This window comes from Neorhizobium phenanthreniclasticum (genome assembly GCF_040066075.1).
Lineage (GTDB): Bacteria > Pseudomonadota > Alphaproteobacteria > Rhizobiales > Rhizobiaceae > Neorhizobium > Neorhizobium petrolearium.
In genome coordinates this window covers 241,980-261,739 of sequence record NZ_JBEAAL010000007.1, presented here as the reverse complement: position 1 = coordinate 261,739, position 19,760 = coordinate 241,980, and the positions used below count along the sequence as shown (strand labels likewise).

At 60.3% G+C, this 19,760-nt stretch carries 24 protein-coding genes; 15 read left to right on the top strand and 9 right to left on the bottom strand.

The annotated features are described in order from the left end of the window. Positions 1–202 precede the first annotated feature (202 nt). From ABK249_RS12950 to ABK249_RS12940, 3 genes are read left to right on the top strand one after another with little or no spacing between them, the layout of a single operon-like run. Positions 203–1,996 carry an acetolactate synthase 3 large subunit gene (locus ABK249_RS12950; protein WP_348863116.1) on the top strand — a complete coding sequence of 598 codons (1,794 nt, stop codon included), beginning with the start codon at positions 203–205 and terminating at the stop codon, positions 1,994–1,996. 48 nt (positions 1,997–2,044) lie between these two features. Then, positions 2,045–2,617 carry an acetolactate synthase small subunit gene (gene ilvN / locus ABK249_RS12945; RefSeq protein WP_037147347.1) on the top strand — a complete coding sequence of 191 codons (573 nt, stop codon included), beginning with the start codon at positions 2,045–2,047 and terminating at the stop codon, positions 2,615–2,617. 45 nt (positions 2,618–2,662) lie between these two features. Next, a complete protein-coding gene (locus ABK249_RS12940) occupies positions 2,663–3,670 on the top strand; it encodes a capsular polysaccharide export protein, LipB/KpsS family (protein WP_348863115.1) in 1,008 nt (335 codons plus the stop codon). Here the strand turns inward: ABK249_RS12940 and ABK249_RS12935 are convergent. Next, the gene (locus tag ABK249_RS12935) at positions 3,667–4,509 is read right to left on the bottom strand and encodes an aldo/keto reductase (protein WP_348863114.1); all 843 of its coding nucleotides are present in this window, start codon (positions 4,507–4,509) and stop codon (positions 3,667–3,669) included. The two genes, ABK249_RS12940 and ABK249_RS12935, sit on opposite strands and share 4 nt — an antisense overlap. Before the next feature lie 172 nt (positions 4,510–4,681). Between ABK249_RS12935 and ABK249_RS12930 the strand changes: the two genes are divergently transcribed. From ABK249_RS12930 to ABK249_RS12915, 4 genes are read left to right on the top strand one after another with little or no spacing between them, the layout of a single operon-like run. Continuing rightward, positions 4,682–5,275 (top strand): LysE family translocator, encoded by a 594-nt coding sequence (locus ABK249_RS12930; RefSeq protein ID WP_227702986.1) that lies wholly within the window; start codon positions 4,682–4,684, stop codon positions 5,273–5,275. Positions 5,276–5,286: 11 nt separating this feature from the next. Then, entirely contained in the window at positions 5,287–5,910 is a 624-nt protein-coding gene (nthA, locus tag ABK249_RS12925; protein ID WP_037147336.1) for a nitrile hydratase subunit alpha, read from the top strand. Further along, complete coding sequence (nthB, locus tag ABK249_RS12920) at positions 5,907–6,566, top strand: nitrile hydratase subunit beta (RefSeq protein WP_348863113.1); 660 nt, start codon at positions 5,907–5,909, stop codon at positions 6,564–6,566. Before nthA ends, nthB begins: the two co-directional genes overlap by 4 nt. Beyond that, the gene (locus tag ABK249_RS12915; protein WP_037147331.1) at positions 6,553–6,924 is read left to right on the top strand and encodes a nitrile hydratase accessory protein; all 372 of its coding nucleotides are present in this window, start codon (positions 6,553–6,555) and stop codon (positions 6,922–6,924) included. Before nthB ends, ABK249_RS12915 begins: the two co-directional genes overlap by 14 nt. 11 nt (positions 6,925–6,935) lie before the next feature. Here ABK249_RS12915 and ABK249_RS12910 read toward each other — a convergent pair whose 3' ends face one another. Genes ABK249_RS12910 through ABK249_RS12900 form a run of 3 tightly spaced genes read right to left on the bottom strand, consistent with a single transcriptional unit; the run spans position 6,936 to position 8,642 of the window. Further along, positions 6,936–7,721, bottom strand: a complete 786-nt coding sequence (locus ABK249_RS12910; protein ID WP_348863112.1) for an anti-sigma factor family protein — start codon at positions 7,719–7,721, stop codon at positions 6,936–6,938. Next, positions 7,718–8,284, bottom strand: coding sequence for an RNA polymerase sigma factor (locus tag ABK249_RS12905; RefSeq protein ID WP_348863111.1), 567 nt, complete (start codon positions 8,282–8,284; stop codon positions 7,718–7,720). The genes ABK249_RS12910 and ABK249_RS12905 overlap by 4 nt, the downstream gene beginning before the upstream one ends. Further along, positions 8,268–8,642 carry a COG4315 family predicted lipoprotein gene (locus ABK249_RS12900; RefSeq protein ID WP_037147323.1) on the bottom strand — a complete coding sequence of 125 codons (375 nt, stop codon included), beginning with the start codon at positions 8,640–8,642 and terminating at the stop codon, positions 8,268–8,270. Before ABK249_RS12900 ends, ABK249_RS12905 begins: the two co-directional genes overlap by 17 nt. Positions 8,643–8,790: 148 nt before the next feature. Between ABK249_RS12900 and ABK249_RS12895 the strand changes: the two genes are divergently transcribed. The 4 genes from ABK249_RS12895 to ABK249_RS12880 all read left to right on the top strand — a co-directional run bounded on the left by ABK249_RS12895 (position 8,791) and on the right by ABK249_RS12880 (position 11,720). Further along, positions 8,791–9,153, top strand: coding sequence for an ArsR/SmtB family transcription factor (locus ABK249_RS12895; protein WP_037147320.1), 363 nt, complete (start codon positions 8,791–8,793; stop codon positions 9,151–9,153). After that, positions 9,150–9,626 carry an SRPBCC family protein gene (locus tag ABK249_RS12890; protein WP_348863110.1) on the top strand — a complete coding sequence of 159 codons (477 nt, stop codon included), beginning with the start codon at positions 9,150–9,152 and terminating at the stop codon, positions 9,624–9,626. Before ABK249_RS12895 ends, ABK249_RS12890 begins: the two co-directional genes overlap by 4 nt. A 116-nt stretch (positions 9,627–9,742) precedes the next feature. Next, positions 9,743–10,870, top strand: a complete 1,128-nt coding sequence (locus tag ABK249_RS12885) for an ATP-dependent DNA helicase (RefSeq protein WP_037147314.1) — start codon at positions 9,743–9,745, stop codon at positions 10,868–10,870. A gap of 97 nt (positions 10,871–10,967) precedes the next feature. Beyond that, positions 10,968–11,720, top strand: a complete 753-nt coding sequence (locus tag ABK249_RS12880; protein ID WP_348863109.1) for a pyridoxine 5'-phosphate synthase — start codon at positions 10,968–10,970, stop codon at positions 11,718–11,720. Between the two features lie 58 nt (positions 11,721–11,778). On the opposite strand, the gene ABK249_RS12875 is transcribed toward ABK249_RS12880, so the two are convergent. The 3 genes from ABK249_RS12875 to ABK249_RS12865 form a co-directional block, all read right to left on the bottom strand. Next, a complete protein-coding gene (locus tag ABK249_RS12875; protein WP_348863108.1) occupies positions 11,779–12,726 on the bottom strand; it encodes a bifunctional helix-turn-helix transcriptional regulator/GNAT family N-acetyltransferase in 948 nt (315 codons plus the stop codon). Positions 12,727–12,783: 57 nt separating this feature from the next. Continuing rightward, entirely contained in the window at positions 12,784–13,500 is a 717-nt protein-coding gene (locus ABK249_RS12870; RefSeq protein ID WP_348863107.1) for an aspartate/glutamate racemase family protein, read from the bottom strand. Positions 13,501–13,585: 85 nt separating this feature from the next. Next, on the bottom strand, positions 13,586–14,470 hold the full coding sequence (locus ABK249_RS12865) for an SDR family oxidoreductase (protein WP_348863106.1): 885 nt from the start codon (positions 14,468–14,470) through the stop codon (positions 13,586–13,588). Positions 14,471–14,672: 202 nt separating this feature from the next. On the opposite strand from ABK249_RS12865, the gene ABK249_RS12860 reads away from it, so the two are divergent. Next, positions 14,673–15,029 (top strand): winged helix-turn-helix transcriptional regulator, encoded by a 357-nt coding sequence (locus ABK249_RS12860; protein WP_227702977.1) that lies wholly within the window; start codon positions 14,673–14,675, stop codon positions 15,027–15,029. 54 nt (positions 15,030–15,083) lie between these two features. Here the strand turns inward: ABK249_RS12860 and ABK249_RS12855 are convergent, their stop codons facing one another. Next, positions 15,084–16,130 (bottom strand): NAD(P)-dependent alcohol dehydrogenase, encoded by a 1,047-nt coding sequence (locus ABK249_RS12855; RefSeq protein WP_348863105.1) that lies wholly within the window; start codon positions 16,128–16,130, stop codon positions 15,084–15,086. 209 nt (positions 16,131–16,339) lie between these two features. Here ABK249_RS12855 and ABK249_RS12850 point away from each other — a divergent pair, with 209 nt between their 5' ends. The 3 genes from ABK249_RS12850 (at position 16,340) to ilvC (ending at position 19,078) form a co-directional block, all read left to right on the top strand. After that, positions 16,340–17,248, top strand: coding sequence for an AraC family transcriptional regulator (locus ABK249_RS12850; RefSeq protein ID WP_348863104.1), 909 nt, complete (start codon positions 16,340–16,342; stop codon positions 17,246–17,248). 132 nt (positions 17,249–17,380) lie between these two features. Next, positions 17,381–18,019 carry a TetR/AcrR family transcriptional regulator C-terminal domain-containing protein gene (locus ABK249_RS12845; RefSeq protein WP_227705138.1) on the top strand — a complete coding sequence of 213 codons (639 nt, stop codon included), beginning with the start codon at positions 17,381–17,383 and terminating at the stop codon, positions 18,017–18,019. A gap of 39 nt (positions 18,020–18,058) precedes the next feature. After that, positions 18,059–19,078, top strand: coding sequence for a ketol-acid reductoisomerase (ilvC, locus tag ABK249_RS12840; RefSeq protein WP_037147297.1), 1,020 nt, complete (start codon positions 18,059–18,061; stop codon positions 19,076–19,078). Between the two features lie 55 nt (positions 19,079–19,133). Here the strand turns inward: ilvC and ABK249_RS12835 are convergent, their stop codons facing one another. Continuing rightward, entirely contained in the window at positions 19,134–19,592 is a 459-nt protein-coding gene (locus ABK249_RS12835) for an RbsD/FucU family protein (protein WP_348863102.1), read from the bottom strand. Between the last annotated feature and the right edge of the window lie 168 nt (positions 19,593–19,760).

Below are 19,760 nucleotides of genomic sequence, written 5' to 3'. Positions count from 1 at the left end.
TTATCTGGCTAACACTTCGCGCCATGAAAATCTCGATCGCTCTTATTGTGGTGGGAACGCGCATGGGCAGGATGGTGTAACCATCCGGCGACAGCCACCCATGCGCGGAAGACAGGCTCCTAAAAAGGGGCCTTTTTTTATGCCTTCAATCCGGCTCGGAGGAGCCGGCGGTAAAAATCCAGCAGCGAAATGGAAGAAGACAATGACGGATAGCAATAACCAGATGCCAGATAACCAGATGACTGGCGCGGAGATTGTTCTGAGAGCGCTGAAGGACAATGGCGTCGAACATATCTTCGGATATCCGGGCGGCGCCGTCCTGCCGATCTATGACGAGATTTTCCAGCAGGACGAGATCCAGCATATTCTCGTCCGCCACGAGCAGGGTGCCGGCCATGCGGCTGAAGGCTATGCCCGCTCCACCGGCAAAGTCGGCGTCATGCTGGTCACATCCGGTCCCGGCGCGACGAATGCGGTCACCCCGTTGCAGGACGCGCTGATGGACAGCATTCCGCTGGTTTGCCTTTCCGGCCAGGTTCCGACGACGCTGATCGGCTCCGACGCCTTCCAGGAATGCGATACCGTGGGGATTACCCGGCCTTGCACCAAGCACAACTGGCTGGTGAAGGATGTCAACGAACTCGCCGGCGTCATCCATGAAGCCTTCCGCATCGCCCAGACCGGTCGCCCAGGTCCTGTCGTCGTCGATATTCCGAAGGACGTCCAGTTCGCCACCGGCACCTATACGCCGAAGCCAGAGATTGCGGCGAATATCAGCTACCAGCCGAAGAAGGAAGGGGATCTCAAGGCCATTCAGGCTGCCGTCGAATTGATGGCGTCTGCCCGCCGGCCGATCTTCTATACCGGCGGCGGCGTCGTCAATTCCGGTCCGGAAGCTTCGCGGCTGTTGCGCGAACTGGTTCAGCTCACCGGTTTCCCGATCACCTCGACGCTGATGGGGCTGGGGGCCTATCCCGCCTCGGGCAAGAACTGGCTCGGCATGCTGGGCATGCACGGTTCCTATGAATCCAACATGGCCATGCATGACTGCGACGTGATGGTCTGCATCGGCGCGCGTTTCGACGACCGCATCACCGGTCGTATCAACGCGTTCTCGCCGAACTCGCGAAAAATCCATATCGATATCGATCCCTCGTCGATCAACAAGAACGTCCATGTCGATGTGCCGATCCTCGGCGACGTCGGGAGCGTTCTGGAAGACATGGTCCGCCTGTGGCGGGCGCTGCCGCACAAGCCGGCCAAGGGGCAGACGGAAGACTGGTGGGCGCAGATAAACCGCTGGCGTGCCCGCAAGAGCTTTTCCTACAAGCATTCCAGCGACGTCATCATGCCGCAATATGCGTTGCAACGCCTCTATGAGCTGACCAAGGGCCGTGACACCTACATCACCACGGAAGTCGGCCAGCACCAGATGTGGGCGGCGCAGTTCATCGAGTTCGAAGAGCCGAACCGCTGGATGACGTCTGGTGGTCTCGGTACGATGGGTTACGGCTTTCCGGCGGCGATCGGCGTTCAGGTCGCGCATCCAGGCGCGCTCGTCATTGATGTTGCCGGTGATGCCTCGATCCAGATGTGCATCCAGGAAATGTCGACGGCAATCCAGTACAATCTGCCGGTCAAGATATTCATCCTGAACAACCAGTACATGGGCATGGTTCGTCAGTGGCAGCAGCTCCTGCACGGCAACCGCCTGTCCAACTCCTATACGGAAGCGATGCCGGACTTTGTCAAACTCGCGGAAGCCTATGGGGCCGTCGGCATGTATTGCGACGATCCGAAGGAGCTCGACCAGAAGATCGAGGAGATGATTGCCGTCAAGAAGCCGGTGATCTTCGATTGCCGCGTCGCCAATCTCGCCAACTGCTTCCCGATGATCCCGTCAGGCAAGGCGCATAACGAAATGCTGCTGCCCGACGAGGCGACCGACGAAGCGGTCGCCAATGCGATCGACGCCAAGGGGCGCCAGCTCGTATAAACGAGTTGGTATGCTTCAACAGAATTCTGAGGAAACGGACCCAAGACCATGAATGCGCATCAGCAACCGACCGGCTCAGCCTACTTCATCGCACCGGAGACGGCGAAAGCCGAAAGTCATACGCTCTCGGTTCTCGTCAGCAACGAACCGGGGGTGCTCGCCCGCGTGATCGGCCTTTTTTCGGGCCGGGGCTACAATATCGAAAGTCTCACGGTTTCGGAGACAGAGCACGAGGCACATCTTTCACGCATCACCATTGTCACCAATGGGACGCCGAGCGTGCTCGAGCAGATCAAGGCGCAGCTTGAGCGCATCGTGCCGGTCCACCGGGTCCTGGATCTTACGGTGCGGGCGCGCGAACTCGGTCAGGAGCGCCCGATCGAGCGCGAAGTGGCGCTGGTGAAAGTGGTCGGCCACGGGGAGCGCCGCGCCGAGACGCTGCGGCTTGCGGAAGCCTTCCAGGCCAAGGTGGTCGATGCGACGGTCGAACATTTCATTTTCGAAATCACGGGAAAGTCCTCCAAGATCGACCAGTTCGTGGCGATCATGAAACCGCTCGGGCTGATGGAGGTCTGCCGCACGGGGATTGCAGCCATGAACCGCGGCCCGCAGGGAATGTGAGGGCACGCGGGGAACGGCGCATCGGTTGGTGAGGTGAGGACAAGGTTGACGAAGGATTGGTATCCACCCGCCGGCATGCGCCTTGGCGCCACCCACTACGTGACGCGATCGGCACCCTGGTTGAAGCACTATTTCGGGATTCGCGAACTGGAGTCGGCATTCGCGCCGGGGGTTAAGGGGATCGTTTTCTGGGGCGGGCGTTCTACCGCCAGGCTAGCCCGCAGGATCGCATGGTTTCGCCGGCTGCCTTATTGGTATCTTGAGGACGGTTACCTACGTTCGGTCGGTCTCGGCAAGGAGAACACCCTGCCGATTTCCGTCATCGTCGATGATCTCGGCATGCCGGTCGACGCTTCGAAGGCTTCCAGGCTGGAGAGACTGATCGCGAGTTCCGTGGATGGGGACATCGCAGGGCTTGGGGCGAATATCCGAGAGATGCTCGTCCGTGAAAAACTCTCGAAATACAACAACCTGCCGCATCGCGAACCGAAGCTCGACCGCACAACACGGCGGCGGATTCTTCTTGTCGACCAGGTGCTGGGTGATGTTTCCGTACCAATGTCGGGTGGCTCGCCTGAAAGTTTCGCGCGCATGCTCGGGGATGCTGTCGCAAGCGGTGCGCAATGCGTGGTGCGCACACATCCGGATGTGATGGCCGGTTTCCGCAAAGGTTACCTCACCGAAAAGGCGGCACGGACACCCGGTGTCATCCTGATGGATGATGCGGTTTCCGTCGCCTCGATTTTGGACGTCGTCGACGAGATCTGGACAGTGTCGAGCCAATTCGGTCTCGATGCAATGCTGCGCGGCATCCCCGTGCGTTGTTATGGAGCACCTTTCTATTCGGGCTGGGGACTGACCGAGGACCGGCTGGGCGAGAGGTCGAGCGAGGCTTTGCATAGAAGGCTGGCGCGGCCGGGCGTCGATCACCTCGTGGCGGCGACATTCAGCCTCTATCCTTCCTATCGCGACACGGTCACCTGGCAGGAAATCGATGTCTTCGGTGCGATCGAGACGCTCGTTGCCGAGCGTAGAAAACTCGAAATCGACTAGATCATCTCAAGCGGGCGTTTGCGTTCCGGTGGCGGGAAGGCGGCGTCGAGTGCGGCCCAATCCTCTTCGCTGATTTCCAGTTCCGCTGCCTCGGCGTTTTGCGCGACGCGTTCCGGATTGGCGGATTTCGGAATGGCGATGACGCCATCCCGCTCCAATAGAAAAGCAAGTGCTACCTGCGCCGGCGTCGCCTGATAGGCTTTGGCGATATGGATAAGTTCAACGCTGCGGGCAAGCCGGCCCTGTTCGATCGGCGAATAGGCCATGACCGGGATGCCGCGCTCCTGGCACCAGGGCAGGAGGTCATATTCGATGCCGCGGCGGGAAAGATTGTAGAGCACCTGGTTGGCGGCGCAATTTCTTCCTTCCGGCACTGCCATCAGTTCCTCCATGTCGGAGAGGTCGAAATTGGATACGCCCCAGGCTGCAATCTTGCCGGCCCGACGCAATTCCTCGAAACCGGCGACGGTTTCGGCAAGCGGATGTTCGCCGCGCCAATGCAGGAGATAGAGGTCTAGCCGATCGGTCCCCAGCCGAGCCAAGCTTCTTTCGCAGGCATCAATCACGCCCTTGCGGCTGGCATTCCAGGGATAGACCTTGCTGACCAGGAAGGTCTCGTCGCGGCGGCCGATGATAGCTTCGGCGACGATTCTTTCAGCGCCGCCCTCGGCATACATTTCCGCAGTGTCGATCAAGGTCATGCCAAGATCGAGACCGCGCTTCAGGCTGTCGATCTCAATGTTCGCCTTGCGGCTGTCCTCGCCCATGTTCCAGGTGCCGAGGCCGAGCGCCGGCACGGAAGTGCCCGAGGGCAAGGTAGCTGTCGGGATATCGGGCATGTTTGACCTCGATCGTCGCATTGGGAAGGGTGCGATTTAGACATATGGCTTTTGTCGAAGGTTCCAAGTTCTGCTTGAAGATCGTCCACAACGATCCTATCACCAGAGGACAAGCCTCCCGCGACACGAGGCGGCTAATGTAACGGGGCCATTTGGCATCTTGGGAGATCACATGCCGCTGGAAACATTTCTGGCTCTCGTCCTGTTTGCCTTCACGACCTCGATCACGCCGGGACCGAACAATATGATGCTCTTCGCATCGGGCGTGAATTTCGGTTTTACCCGTACCATCCCGCATATGCTTGGTATCGGCGCCGGCTTCTTCTCGCTGCTGCTCGCGATCGGCCTCGGGCTCGGTGCGCTGCTGCAAACGGTTCCGGTGGTCTATACGATCCTGAAATTTGCCGGCGGCGCCTATCTTGTCTGGATCGCCTGGAAGATCGGTACGTCCCGCAGCCTTTCCGACGGCAAGACCGGCGCACAGCCGATGACCTTTTTCGGGGCGGCGATGTTCCAATGGGTCAATCCGAAGGCGTGGGTCATGGCGGTGACGGCCATGGCGACCTACACCAATCCCGACTACTACCTGCCGACCGTGCTGCTTGTCGGCCTGGCTTTTGCGGCGGTCAACGTACCGAGCGTTTCCACCTGGGCCGGCTTTGGTTCGGCACTCCGTGAATGGCTGTCCGTGCCCGCCCGGCTCAAATGGTTCAACATCACCATGGCCGTCCTGCTTGTCATGAGCCTCTGGCCGATGCTGAAGTAAAGGAGAGTGACATGTCGGAAGATCATCACCACGATCACCAGCATCACCATGACAACCGCTACAGCGACATGCAGGCGCGGGTGAGGGCGCTTGAAACGGTGCTGACGGAAAAGGGACTGATCGATCCAGGCGCGATCGATGCGATCGTTGAGACCTACGAGACGAAGATCGGGCCGCGCAACGGCGCCCACGTGGTGGCCAAGGCCTGGAGTGATCCGGAATTTGCGGAGTGGCTCAAGCGGGATGCGACGGCGGCGATCGCAAGCCTGGGATATGCCGGCCGGCAGGGTGAGCACATGCGTGCCGTCTTCAACACGCCGGACACCCATAATCTCGTCGTCTGCACGCTCTGCTCCTGCTATCCATGGTCGGTGCTCGGTTTGCCGCCGGTCTGGTACAAGGCGCCGGCCTACCGCTCCCGCGCCGTCATCGATCCGCGCGGCGTGCTTGCGGAGTTCGGCCTGACATTGCCTGAGACCAGGAAAATCCGGGTATGGGATTCGACCGCGGAGCTGCGCTATCTCGTCATTCCCGAGCGGCCGGAAGGTACCGACGGCATGAGCGAGGAGGCGCTTGCCAAACTCGTCAGCCGCGACGCGATGATCGGTACTGCGATTGCGGGAACGCAGCCATGAACGGGCCTCATGATCTCGGCGGACAGATGGGGTTCGGGCCGGTCGCGCCGGAAAAGGACGAGCCCTATTTCCACGCGGAGTGGGAGAAGCGGGCTCTCGGCATCACGCTGTCCTGCGGAGCCTTCGGCGCCTGGTCTATCGATGAAAGCCGGCATGCGCGCGAAAACATTCCGCCGGCGGACTATCTGACCGCCAGCTACTACGAAATCTGGACCCGGGCGCTGGAAGTGCTGCTGGAACGGCATGGATTTGCAACAAGAGCCGAGATCGATTCCGGTCACAAGCAGACGGTGCCGGCCACACCGAAGCGTATCCTGACCGCGGATATGGTTCCGGGCGTGCTCGCGCGGGGCGGTCCCTGCGACCGGCCGGTGGATACGGAGCCGCTTTTCCAGCCGGGCGACAGAGTGCGGACAAAGAATTTCAACCCCACCACCCATACGCGGCTGCCGCGCTATGCCCGTTCCAAGACCGGTGTCGTGGAGGCCGTGCAGGGCTCCTACGTCTTTCCCGACGACAACGCGCATGGAAGGGGCGAAAACCCGCAATGGGTCTATACGGTCGTCTTCGACGGCGGCGAGATCTGGGGCGAGGGTGCCGATCCGACGCTAACCGTCTCAATCGACGCATGGGAGAGCTATCTTGAGCGCGTGTGAGGTTCCGTCCGCGCTCGCGCGGTCCCCTGGTCTTCCGAAGTCACCGGAAGGTGATCCGGTGTTTCCGGAGCCCTGGGCGGCAGAGGCGTTCGCCTTGACCGTGCATCTGCACGAGAAAGGTGTCTTTACCTGGAACGAATGGGCTAAGGCGCTTTCCGTCGAAGTGCACAAGCCAGGTCGCGCCGAGGACGGCAGCGATTATTTCGACTGCTGGGTGGCGGCGCTTTCGGGCCTGCTGGTTGCGAAGGGCGTCGCGGACGCCGATACGATCCTCGCATTGCAGCAAAGCTGGCAGAGGGCGGCGGAGGCAACGCCGCATGGCAAGCGGATCGTCCTGGAGAATGATCCGCTGCGGTAAGGTTCTTCCTCTCATGACGGAAACTGCCTGTAACATTCTTCGGCGATCTTCTGGAGCAGGTCGCGGGAAATCTCGCCGGTGACCGCGTAACCGAGTTCACCGTCGATCCAGTAGAAGGTCTCGACATCGCTGGCGGAGGCAAAACGGAAGCTCGTCGTCCGGTTTTCCCTGTTGCGGCCGACCAGAACCGTCACGCGCTGGCCGGTGTTGTCTTCGTACATGAACAGGGCGCCCGGCTTGCCGCCGACCGGCAGAAGCCTGCCGCCGACCAGCTTGAAGCCCAGGGATTGCAGGTTCGGGACCTTGAGGTTGGCGATCGAGAGCCGATTGCCGAGCCAGGTGGCGAGATGCGCCTCCTCGTCCGCAAAGACCTCGACGGGATGGCGCACCTCGCTCGCATAGACGAGGAAGGCGTTGCGGGCCTCGCGCGGCAGGATTTCCGTATAGGCAAGCCGGATTTCGGGGTGGCCGAACAGGCGGGGACCGATGTAGCCGCCAGCGGCGCCGAGGGCGAAAATGACCACCGCGGCGGCGGCCAAGGCAAATCGACGCCGGGGTTGCGCCGGCGGGCGGGCAAACCCCATCGACAGAAGCCGGATATCCGTGGGCTTCGATTTTTCGTGAGGCGCGAAAGCGGAGCGCAGTTCCTCGTTCTGTGTCTGCCAGTCGGCGACCATTTCCGCCGCCTCCGGGTTCTCAGCCAGAAAACGCTCCACGCGGGCGCGGCCGGCCTCATCGAGGAAGCCGTCGGCATAGGCGTGCAGGTCCGCTTCGGATACGGATCGGGCCTCGGTCATTTCGGTCTCCGCAATTGGATGACGTTTTCCTCCCGTATTTTCTCACGCAGGTTCTGGCGGGCCCGCGACAGGCGCGACATGACCGTGCCGATCGGTATCTCCAGCATGTCGGCGACTTCCTGGTAGGCATACCCCTCCACGACCACCAGCATCAGGACGGTGCGCGCCTCCTTCGGCAGCGTTTCAAGCGCCTGGATGAGGCGGTTCCTCTCCAGTGGATCATCTGAGCCTGAACTTGCCGCGACGGTCTCCGCCTCTTCGATGCCGACTACGGGCCGCCGCGCGGTCGAGCGGCGCGCGTTCAGATGAAGATGGGTCATGATCCTGTAGGCCCAGGATTTGAAATTCGAGCCGCGCCATTGCGCCCGGTTGATAAGCGCTTTTTCGACGCAATCCTGCAGCAGATCCTCGCTCTCCGCATCCGACCGCGTCAGGCTGCGTGAATAGCGCCGGAGCTGTGGCAGGAGAGCGAGGATCTGTGCCTCGAACGAGAGCGGCGCAGGAGCCTGTGCCTCGCGCGCCGCCGCCGAGGAGGAACCGGATTGATCAGGGTTTTGCGACATCCCAAACGCCGTTCACGCCATCGCCGGTCGTGTCGCCTTCCTTGGTGTCCTTGACCCAGTAATAAAGCGGCATGCCTTCCCTGGCCCATTGCCTTGACCCGTCCTTGCGGGTGACGAGCGAATATGCACCATCTGCCTTCGCATCGGAAGCAGCCATGGCCGGCGGCCAGTTCTGGGCGCATTTGTCATAGCAGTTGGACGTGCCGGGCTTGTCGTTTTTAAAGGTGTAGAGCGTCATGCCGTTGTCGCCGGCAAGCACGTCGCCTTTGGCGGTCTTGACGGTCTTGAACGGGCCGGCAGCGAATGCGGCAGTGGTCAGCGCTGCCAATGCGAAAGGCACAAGGATGAAGGTCTTCATGGGTGTCTCCCTGGTTGAACGGCGGCTTCCATCGGCCACCGATGCCAAGACACCGAAGGAAGCGGATTTATTCCGTCGGCCGTAAAGATTCTCGAAAAAATCATTACTTATCTCTTGAGCTAAGTGTTCTGAAATGATACTTATCCTTATGGAAAACCATTCAAGCCAGTTGGACAGTGTCTTCCAGGCGCTCGCGGATCCGACCAGAAGGGCCGTGCTCGGACGGCTCGGCCAAGGGCCGGCAAGCATCAGCGATCTTGCGGCGCCTTTCGACATGGCGCTGCCCTCCTTCATGAAACACATCCGTTTCCTAGAGGAGAGCGGCCTCATCCGCACGCATAAGAAAGGCCGGGTGCGCACCTGTGCGCTGGAAAGGGCAAAGTTCTCGATGCTGGAGGACTGGCTCTCCGAGCAGCGCGCGATCTGGGAAGCCCGCACCGACCGGCTGGAGCAGCTTGTTCTGGCGAGGGAGGAATTCCTGCGGGCCAAAGAAAGGGAGAAGGGCAGATGACGCAGAATTTCGATCCGGATCTCGACCTCACCATCTCGCGGATCATCAGGGCGCCGCGCGCTTCCGTCTGGAATGCCTGGACCGACAAGGCCACTTTCGAGCAGTGGTGGATTCCGGCACCCGCGCTCTGCCGGGTGGTCGCCATGGATATCCGGCCGGGCGGCGCTTTCGAGACGGAGATGAGCGAGAACGGCGGGGATTTCGGCCCGCACTTGAACGCCTGTTTCCTGGCGGTCGAAGAGCAGGGGCGGATCGTCTTCACCAATGCGCTGACCGGCGGCTGGCGGCCGGCCGAACAGCCCTTCATGACGGCGATCATCACCTTCAAGGATCATCCGGACGGTACGGAATACTTCGCGCATGTGATGCACAAGAGCCCTGAAGACCGGAAGATGCATGACGAGATGGGGTTCTTCGATGGCTGGGGCACCGTCATCGAACAACTTGCGAAGCTCGTTGAACGGCCGCAGTGAACCTCCGTGCGACCGTCCGCGAAAGATAGAGGAAAACAAGGTCATTCCGTGCCTCTGATTCCTCTTTCGTTCTTTTTTAGTTGCGATTTTTCGTCGAATCCTGCCAAGTCCCCGGCATGCAATTTGCACCGCAACAGGACGAGGCCCTCAAGGCCGTTTCACAATGGCTGAAAGAGGGACGCAGCCAGATCTTTCGGCTGTTCGGTTATGCGGGCACGGGCAAGACGACGCTGGCCAAATATTTCGCCGAGCATGTCGACGGCGATGTGCTTTTCGCGGCCTTCACGGGAAAGGCTGCGCAGGTGCTGCGCTCGCGCGGCGCGCGGAACGCGAAAACCATTCATTCATTGATCTACCGCCCGCGGGGCGAAGAGGCGGTCGAAGACGAGGAAACCGGGAAGACTTCCATATCCCCGATGTTTTCCATCAACCGCCAGAGCCCGGTTGCCAAGGCGGCGCTGATCATCATCGACGAATGTTCGATGGTGGACGAGGCGCTCGGCAAGGATCTGATGAGTTTCGGCACGCCCATTCTCGTGCTCGGCGATCCCGGCCAACTGCCGCCGGTGACGGGCGGCGGCTTCTTCACCGAACAGGAGCCGGACTATCTTCTCACGGAAATCCATCGCCAGGCCCGCGACAACCCGATCATCCAGCTCGCCATGGACGTGCGCGAGGGCAAGGAGATCATGTATGGCGACTACGGCACCGCGCAGGTGATTTCCCGCAACGAAGTAACCCAGCCGCTGGTCCTTGAGGCGGACCAGGTGCTGGTCGGCACCAACCGGACCCGCAAGCGCTACAACCAGCGGCTCCGGGAGCTGAAGGGGTTCACGGCCGAATATCCGCAATCCGGCGACAAGCTGGTGTGCCTCAGGAACGACCAGGTGAAGGGACTTCTCAACGGTTCGCTCTGGCAGGTGATGAGTTCTTCGCGCGAGACGGTGAAGCCCGGCATCAACCTGATGATCCGGCCGGAAGACGATGACATGGACCGGGGGGCTGCCAAGATCAAGCTCCTGAAGGCCGCTTTCGAGGATGGCGAAGGGGAAATTCCCTGGTCGACCCGCAAGCGGTATGACGAGTTCGATTACGGCTATGCGCTGACCGTGCACAAGGCTCAAGGTTCGCAGTGGAACAATGTCGTGCTGTTCGACGAGAGCTTTGCTTTTCGCGATACCCGCGAGCGCTGGCTTTATACTGCGATTACCCGCGCAGCCGAAACGCTGACGATCGTGCGCTGATCAATTCGGCACGACACCGAGCAATTTATCGAAGCCCGTGGTCTTTCGGCAGGGCATGTCCTAAAAGCGGGGAAGTTTTCGCAGAATGGATTTTGCCATGCCGACCAAGCTTTCCGTGAACCTCAATGCCATCGCCATGCTGCGCAACCGCCGCGACCTGCCCTGGCCGAGCGTCGAGGGTCTTGGGCGCATTGCGCTTCAGGCGGGAGCGGCGGGGCTGACCGTGCATCCGCGTCCCGATCAGCGTCATATTCGCTTCTCCGACCTGCCGGTGATCCGCGCGCTGATCGACGACGAATTCCCCGAAGCCGAGTTCAATATCGAAGGCTATCCCAGTGAGGATTTTCTGGCGCTTTGCGAAAAGACGGAGCCGGAGCAGGTGACGCTGGTGCCGGACGATCCAAGCCAGGCGACCTCCGACCACGGCTTCGATTTCCGGGCGAGCAGCGAACTCCTGAAGCCGATCGTGGCGCGGCTCAAGAAGAAGGGCATGAGGGTATCCCTGTTTGCCGATGGCGACGGCGACGTCGAGGCGGTCAAACTTGCCAAGGCGACCGGCGCGGACCGTATCGAGCTTTATACCGGGCCTTATGGCGGTTGCTTCGATGATCCTGAACGTGGCGCGAAGATTCTCGATGATCTCGGCCGGACGGCGGATGCCGCTTTGGCGGAAGGGCTTGGCGTCAATGCAGGTCACGATCTCAGCGTCGCCAACCTGCCGGCGCTCATCAAGCGCATCCCGAAACTCGCCGAGGTTTCGATCGGCCACGGCCTGACGGCGGATGCGCTGGAATACGGCATGGCGGAAACCGTGCACCGCTTCCGCCGCGCCTGCGGCCAGCCGGTTTGACCGGTTTTCCCTACGCAATTCCCGGCGGAAAGCGGCAGCGCACGTCCCTGGAATTGCGCTAGGCCACTGAAAGCTTCGCCTCTCTGAGATCCAATTCCCAGGTCTGGCCCACGTATTCCGGGCCGAACATCGCATGTCTCTCCTCGGAGACAAGCCTGAAGCCGGCGGTCTTGTAGATATGGATCGCCGCCGTCAGAATGTCATTGGTCCATAGCGACAGTTTCTTATAGCCGGCTAAGGTCGAGAATTTGATACATTGCTCGACCAATGTCCTGCCGAGGCCAAGACCCCGGGCTGCCGGATCCAGGTAGAGGAGGCGGAGCTTCGCCGTATCGCCGCCGCCATCCGCCACCATGACCGAGCCGACCCGTCGGCCGTCGCGCTCGGCGATCCAGCAGCGCTCCCGTTCCGGATTGAAGTTGGCAACGAATTTGCCCGCGATTTCGGCAATCAGCGCTTCGAACTTTTCGTTCAGGCCGTATTCTCGGGCATAGGCAGTTGCCTGGGCCTCAATCAGCCAGCCCATGTCGCCGATGCGATGGGGGCGCATGATGACTGCTTGAGACGGAGTTGCCGAGGAGGGATCGAGGATCGCCCGGATTGTCTGCATCGAGCCGACCAGCCTTGCCTGGCTCGCTTCGTCCACGTTCTGAAGGTCATCGGCGATCTGGCGGCGGGAACGCTTCCCGAGCGTTTCGTAGATTTCCCGTCCCTTGTCGGTGATATTGAGGATCTGGCTGCGTTTGTCGGCCGGATCAGGTTCGCTGTCGATGAAACCCGCTTCGCGGAACTTCTTGAGGATGCGGCTGAGATAGGCGGGGTCGAGACCGAGATCGCGATTGAGCTCAGTGGCCGAGACACGTTCCCGTGCGCCCATTTCATAGAGAATACGTCCCTCGACGAGGGTATAGGGCGTTGCCAGATAATCCTTTGCGAGGACACCGATCTTGTTCGTGTAGAAACGGTTGAAAGCGCGGATGGTCTCGATGGTTTCGGACGCGATCATGGGCAGAATCTCCTTTTGGAGACTCTGTCCAATATTTATTTGACTAAGTCAAGCAAATCAGGCAGCGACCTGATTGGCCTCGCCTTTGCCCAACGCGAAATCGACCGCCGCCTGGGCATGGATTGCGGTGGAATCGGCGCAGGGAAGTGGCAGGTTTTTCGGATCGAGGAGAAGGCAGATTTCGGTACAGCCGAGGATAATGCTGTCGGCGCCGGTCGCCTTGGCCTTTTCAATCATCGCAATCGCGCAATCGCGGGATGCGTCGAATACGGTTCCGGCGCAAAGTTCGTTGAAGATGATGCTATGGATAGCAGTGCGATCTTCCGCATCCGGCACCAGGACATCGACCCCGAGTGCCGCCATACGATCGGTATAAAAGCCATGCTCCATCGTGTAACGGGTGGCAAGCAGGAGAGGGCGCTTGAGACCATTCGATTTCAGCGCTTTGGCGGTTTCATCGATGATATGGATAAGCGGAATATCGACCGAGGCTTGGACTTCGGAGGCGACGAGATGCATGGTGTTGGTGCAGATCAGCACGCATTCGGCGCCGGCGGCTTCGAGGCTTGCGGCACTTCTGGCGAGATGCCTGGCTGCCAGGTCCCAGCGGCCGGCTTTCTGCATCTCGACCACGTCGGCGAAATTGACCGAATGGAGAAGAAGATCGGCGGATGCGAGGCCGCCGAGGCGGTCGCGCACCATTTCGTTGATCAGCCGGTAATAGACGGCCGTGCTTTCGAAACTCATCCCACCGATAAAGCCGATTCTCCGCATTATTTTCTCCAAAGTAAGAAGAAATTAGATTGATCATCTAATTACATCGGATAATTTAGATTTGCAATCCAAGCTGACGATTGCCTCAGCCGGTCAGCGCCGCCTTTTGCGTTTCGAGATAGGCGGTAAGGTTCTGTGGCTTGCGACCCGTGAGTTTTTCAAAATCGTCCGTCACCAGGTCGAAATTCCCTGCGCGGATATTGGCGTCGGCCGAGGCGAGCATTTGAACGACGAAACCCGGCAGACCTGCACCTGTCAGGCCATGGGTGAGCTGCTCGTCGGCGACATTCGCGACTTCGAGCGGTTTCCCCGCCGCATTGGCGACGCGTACGGCGATTTCCTCGGCGGTCAGCGATTCCGGGCCGGTCAGGGTAAAAATCCTGTTTTCGGCCGGCGGATTGGCGAGCACCGCAGCGGCGGCGCGGGCGCAGTCGTCGCGCGTGATGTTGGAAACCTTGCCGGCGCCCATGGCGGTGTACCACGTGCCGGCCTGCAGGTTGTGCGGCATGCCCATCAGATAATTGTCGGCATACCAGGAATTGCGCAGGATCGTGTAGGGAATGCCGCTTGCCTTGATTGCCTCTTCTGTGCCGAGATGGTCGGGCGCGAAGCTGACGAGCGACTTGTCCGGGTTCGGCATCGACGTGTAGACGATATGCCTGACGCCGGCCTTTACTGCGGCGGAGACGGCAGCTTTGTGCTGGGCGATACGCTTGCCGGGTGTCGCGAGTTCATCGGTCGAGATGATCAGCACGCGATCGACATCGGTGAATGCCTTGACGAGACCTGCTTCGTCGTCGAAATCGGCGATGCGTGTCTCGATGCCTTTGGACGCCACATCGGCGAGCTTTTTTGTATCTCGGCTTGCCGCGACGATATCGCCCGGCGCGATCCCGCTGGTCTCCATAAGGTGATGGAGGACTGCGCGGCCAAGCTTTCCAGCGGCGCCGGTGACGAGGAGTTTGGTCATCTCAGAATTTCCTTCCTAGCAGCAAACCGACGCTTTCGGCGCGGTATGGAATGTTGGTCTCGAAAAGAGACTAACACTAGAATAGGAATTGACTATGTTGTGTAAAGGAGGCAGTTTTCGGGGAGATCGTTACCTGGAGGGAACCACTCCCATGGTGCTCAAGTCAGCTCACAAACCCGTCCTGGGCGGCCAGGAATGTGATATGTCCGGCTGGGATGCCGGCAATTGTCCCGTACGCGATGTCATCGACCGCATCGCCGGCAAGTGGTCGACATTGTTGCTGGAGGCTTTGGCGCGTCGCCCATATCGGTTCGGTGAACTGCGCCGGCTGGTGCCGGACATATCGCAGCGCATGCTGACCCAGACGCTGCGTGACCTGCAGCGCGATGGCTATGTCGACAGACAGGTTTTTCCGACCAAGCCGCCGAGTGTCGAATACCGGATGACCGAACTCGGTCGTTCCTTGTTCGAGCCGCTTTCCAAGGTGCTGCGATGGGCAGAAGAGAATCATCCTGCAGTGAAGGCGGCACGTGCGAAGTTCGATGAAAGCGAAGTATAGTGATGTGAAAAAAAGGCGGCTCGAAAGCCGCCTCCTTTGTTCAGACTGTTTCGATCAAGCCTCCAGCGAGGCGATGTCGATGACGAAACGGTAGCGCACGTCACTCTTCAGGACGCGCGCATAGGCCTCGTTGATCTCGCTGATATTGATCTTCTCGATCTCCGAGACGATGTTATGCTCGCCGCAGAAGTCCAGCATTTCCTGGGTTTCCTTGATCGAACCGATCATCGAGCCGGCGAGGCTCCTGCGGCCTGGAACCAATGAGAAGGCATGCACCGGCACGGCATGTTCCGGAACGCCGACCAGGACCATGGAGCCGTTGACCTTGAGCAGGTTGAGATAAGCGTTCCAATCGATCTCGGCGCTGACGGTGCAGATGATGAGGTCGAACGTGCCCGCGAGCGCCTTGAACGTCTCGGCATCGCTGGTCGCATAATAGTGGTCCGCGCCGAGCCTCAAGCCGTCTTCCTTTTTCGACAGCGACTGGCTGAGCACCGTCACGTCGGCGCCCATCGCATGAGCAAGCTTGACGCCCATGTGACCGAGGCCACCCATACCCAAGATCGCAACCTTCTTGCCGGGGCCGGCGTTCCAGTGGCGCAGCGGCGAGTAGAGGGTAATGCCGGCGCAGAGCAGGGGGGCAGCAGCGTCGAGCGGCAGATTGTCCGGAATCGACAGGACGTAGCCTTCCTTGACGACGATCGAATCGGAATAGCCGCCATAGGTCGGCGTTTCGCCGTCGGCTTCGAAATCGTTATAGGTCTGGACGAGGCCGGGCAGGTATTGCTCGTTATCGAGATCGCGGGCGGCGCACCCGACGCAGGAATCGACGAAGCAGCCGACGCCAACGTGGTCGCCGATCTTGAATTTCGTGACCGACGAACCGACGGCGGTCACCGTGCCGACGATCTCGTGGCCAGGCACCATGGGATAATGGGAATTGCCCCATTCGTTGCGGGCCTGGTGGATGTCGGAATGGCAGACGCCGCAATACTGGATCGAGATGACCACATCATCGGCATTGGGTTCGCGGCGCTCGAAGGTAAAGGGCGTCAAGGGTTTCGACGCGTCGGTGGCGGCATAGCCTCTTGCAATAGCCATGGAAAGCTCCAATCATCTTTTGAAGTTGGGAGGGGAATTGGACGGGCAGACTATGCCTCGGCCGACCGCAACAGCGTTAGATCGATCCTGCAAGCTTCTTGCACGATCCTGCAAAAGTGAGCGGGGCGGCTATTTGCGGATGCTGAGAGGCATTCTAAATAGGGGCAAACGCAGACAGCGTTTCCATCAGCCCAGGAGGGGTTTACCGCATGACGCTGCCGTTCAACCCCTATCGGGAAATCGCCTCGATCTCACACCGCTTCGCCTCGGGTGACGGCGAGCACCTGACGACCATCGAAGGCCTCGCGATCAGCCGCCGATCTACGCCGAGCGTACCCTGCCACGGCAGCTACCGTCCCTGTTTCGCGATGGTCATTCAGGGCGCAAAGAGCGTGCAACTCGGGGCGGATACCATCAATTACGGTCCCGGTCACTATCTGTTGACGTCGCTCGACCTGCCGGTCGTCTGGCGTGTGGTCGAAGCAAGCCCGGAGATCCCGCATTTCTGCCTGACGTTTGCCATCAACGGCGAACGACTGCTCGACCTGCTCAGCCGCGCGGGTATAAGACAGCCGAATGTGCCGGCGAGCGGGCAGCGCGGCATCGTCGTCAACCATGCGACGCCGGAGCTTCTCGATGCCGCAGTGCGGCTCATGCGTTTGCTCGATAATCCAGGAGATATCGGGGCGATGGCACCGCTGATCGAGCAGGAAATCCTCTACCGCATTCTCACTGGCCCGGCCGGCGGACAATTGATCAACATTGCTGTTGCAGACAATCACGGCAACCGGATAGCCCGCGCCATCGCATGGCTCCGGGAAAATTTCGCACGGCCGTTGCGCATCGAAGATCTGGCCGAATACGTCAGCATGAGCGTGTCGTCCTTCCATCATCACTTCAAGACGATCACCGCCATGACGCCGGTGCAGTACCAGAAGCGCCTCCGGCTTCACGAGGCCCGCCGGCTGATGCTGGTCGAGGGGCTGGATGCCGGCAATGCCGGCCACCGCGTCGGCTACCTGAGCCCATCGCAATTCAGCCGAGAATACAGCCGGCTCTACGGCGTGTCGCCGGCAAGGGATATGGACGCGGTTTGCGAGGCCGTTGTCGCGGAATAAATTCCGGCCAATTTCGCTGACACATTCGGATCCCTCCCTCTTGACGGCCGGCTTTGCCTGCGCCATAAGCGGATCAAGAACCGTACCGTACGGTACGCAAAGGATATCGCAGTGAAACCCGACGCCGCCGACATGCCCGAATTTACGCCGCGCCAGAACGCCGTTCTGGAACAGGCACTTCGGTTGCTTGTGGAAGGCGGAGAGAAGGCGCTGACGACTTCGGGCCTTGCACGGGCGGCCAACTGCTCGAAGGAAAGCCTCTACAAGTGGTTCGGCGACCGCGAAGGCCTGCTGGCCGCGATGATCGCTTATCAGGCGAGCAAGGTACGCACGCATGAACGCCCCGGTGAACGGCTGACGGTGGATGTGCTGCACGACCATCTCGAACTTTTTGCCCGCGATCTGCTGGCAGTGCTTGCCGGCGACGTATCGCTTGCGCTCAACCGGCTCGCCATCGGCCAATCCAGCCGTGAAGGTTCCAAGCTCGGCAAGCTCTTGCTGGAGCACGGTCGTCGCCAGATCGACCGGCGCGCCATGGCTCTCATCGAACAGGGCAAGAGGGCAGGGCTTCTGCGTTTCGACAACGCGGATTCAGCCTACCACACGCTTTATGGCCTGATCGTCTCCGACCTGCATGTGCGCATGCTGCTCGGCGAACCCGGCCTCAAGGACAATGCGCGCCAGGCGGAGAGGGCGGTCGAAGCCTTCCTGACGCTGCACGGCACGCAGAAGCAATCGGCGGATGCGCTCGGCGCCTTCGCGGGACGATGACGAACATCAACAAATCACACGCATAGGGAAGGAATAACGATGCGCGTTTATTATGATCGGGATGCCGATATCAACCTCATCAAGGCAAAGAACGTGGCCATCATCGGCTACGGCAGCCAGGGCCGCGCGCATGCGCTGAACCTCAAGGATTCCGGCGCCAAGAACGTCGCGATCGCGTTGAAATCCGGTTCAGCGACCGCCAAGAAGGCGGAAGCCGACGGCTTCAAGGTGATGACCGTCGCCGAAGCTGCCAAGTGGGCCGACCTGATGATGATGGCGACCCCGGACGAACTGCAGGCCGACATCTACAAGGCCGAGATCGCCCCGAATATCCGCGACGGCGCGGCAATCGCCTTCGCCCACGGCCTCAACGTGCATTTCGGCCTGATCGAGCCGAAGGCCTCGGTCGACGTCGTGATGATCGCACCGAAGGGCCCGGGCCACACGGTTCGCGGCGAATACCAGAAGGGCGGCGGCGTGCCCTGCCTCGTCGCCGTTCACCAGAACGCTTCCGGCAATGCGCTTGAACTCGCTCTCTCCTACGCCTGCGGCGTCGGCGGCGGCCGTTCGGGCATTATCGAGACCAATTTCAAGGAAGAGTGCGAAACCGACCTCTTCGGCGAACAGGTCGTTCTCTGCGGCGGCCTGGTGGAGCTCATCCGTGCCGGTTTCGAGACGCTGGTGGAAGCCGGTTATGCGCCGGAAATGGCCTATTTCGAATGCCTGCACGAAGTGAAGCTGATCGTCGATCTGATCTATGAAGGCGGCATCGCCAATATGAACTACTCGATCTCCAACACGGCCGAATGGGGCGAATACGTCACCGGTCCGCGCATCATCACCGAAGAGACCAAGGCCGAGATGAAACGCGTTCTGAAGGATATCCAGACCGGCAAGTTCACCTCCGAGTGGATGCAGGAATACCGTTCCGGCATGGCCCGCTTCAAGGGCATCCGCCGCATGAACGACAGCCACCAGATCGAGGAAGTCGGCGCCAAGCTGCGCGGCATGATGCCCTGGATCGGCAAGAACAAGCTGGTCGACAAGTCGGTAAACTAAACTTTCCGGTTTTGTACAGCGCCACGCACGAAAAGCCGTGCGTGGCGCTTTCCTTTTAGAGTTCGGCAGCGGGCGGAATAACGCCCTTGGTCAGCAGAAAACAACCATAGAACCGGGTTTCGCCGGTTGTGATGACACAGTACGCCTTCCTGGCGTGCTCATAGAACGCAAAGCGCTCGATGCCGTACATGGGCGTCGATTTTCCCTCGACCGCATCGATCTCGGCCTGGACCTCCTGCTGCGGCGCCGGGATCTGATCCGGATCGCCCATCACCTCCATACGACCGACGGATGGCTGCAGCGGCGTATCGAGCGGAAAAACCGAGAGGATCGCGCGCATCGCCCGGGCTGCCGGAATATTGTCCATGCGCAGGAACTTGCCCAGCGTTGTCTGGCGGGCGATCGAATCGGCCGGGAAATTGGTGTCCACGAGCGCCAAAGTGTCAGCATGACCCATGGAGCGCAGGGCGTGGAGCACGTCGGCGTTCAACGCCGGATCGATGTTCTTGAGCATGTCTTCCTCCTCTTCGGCCACGGATATTCCCGCACGATCCCGATTACGGCAAACCTGTCTTTTCAATGCTCTTCTGGCAAGCGCTTCCGGGCGATGCTAAACAGAAGAAAATAAGAGAAAACTCGATAGGTCAGTATTGCTGACCTATCGATCTTTGTGTAAAGATCG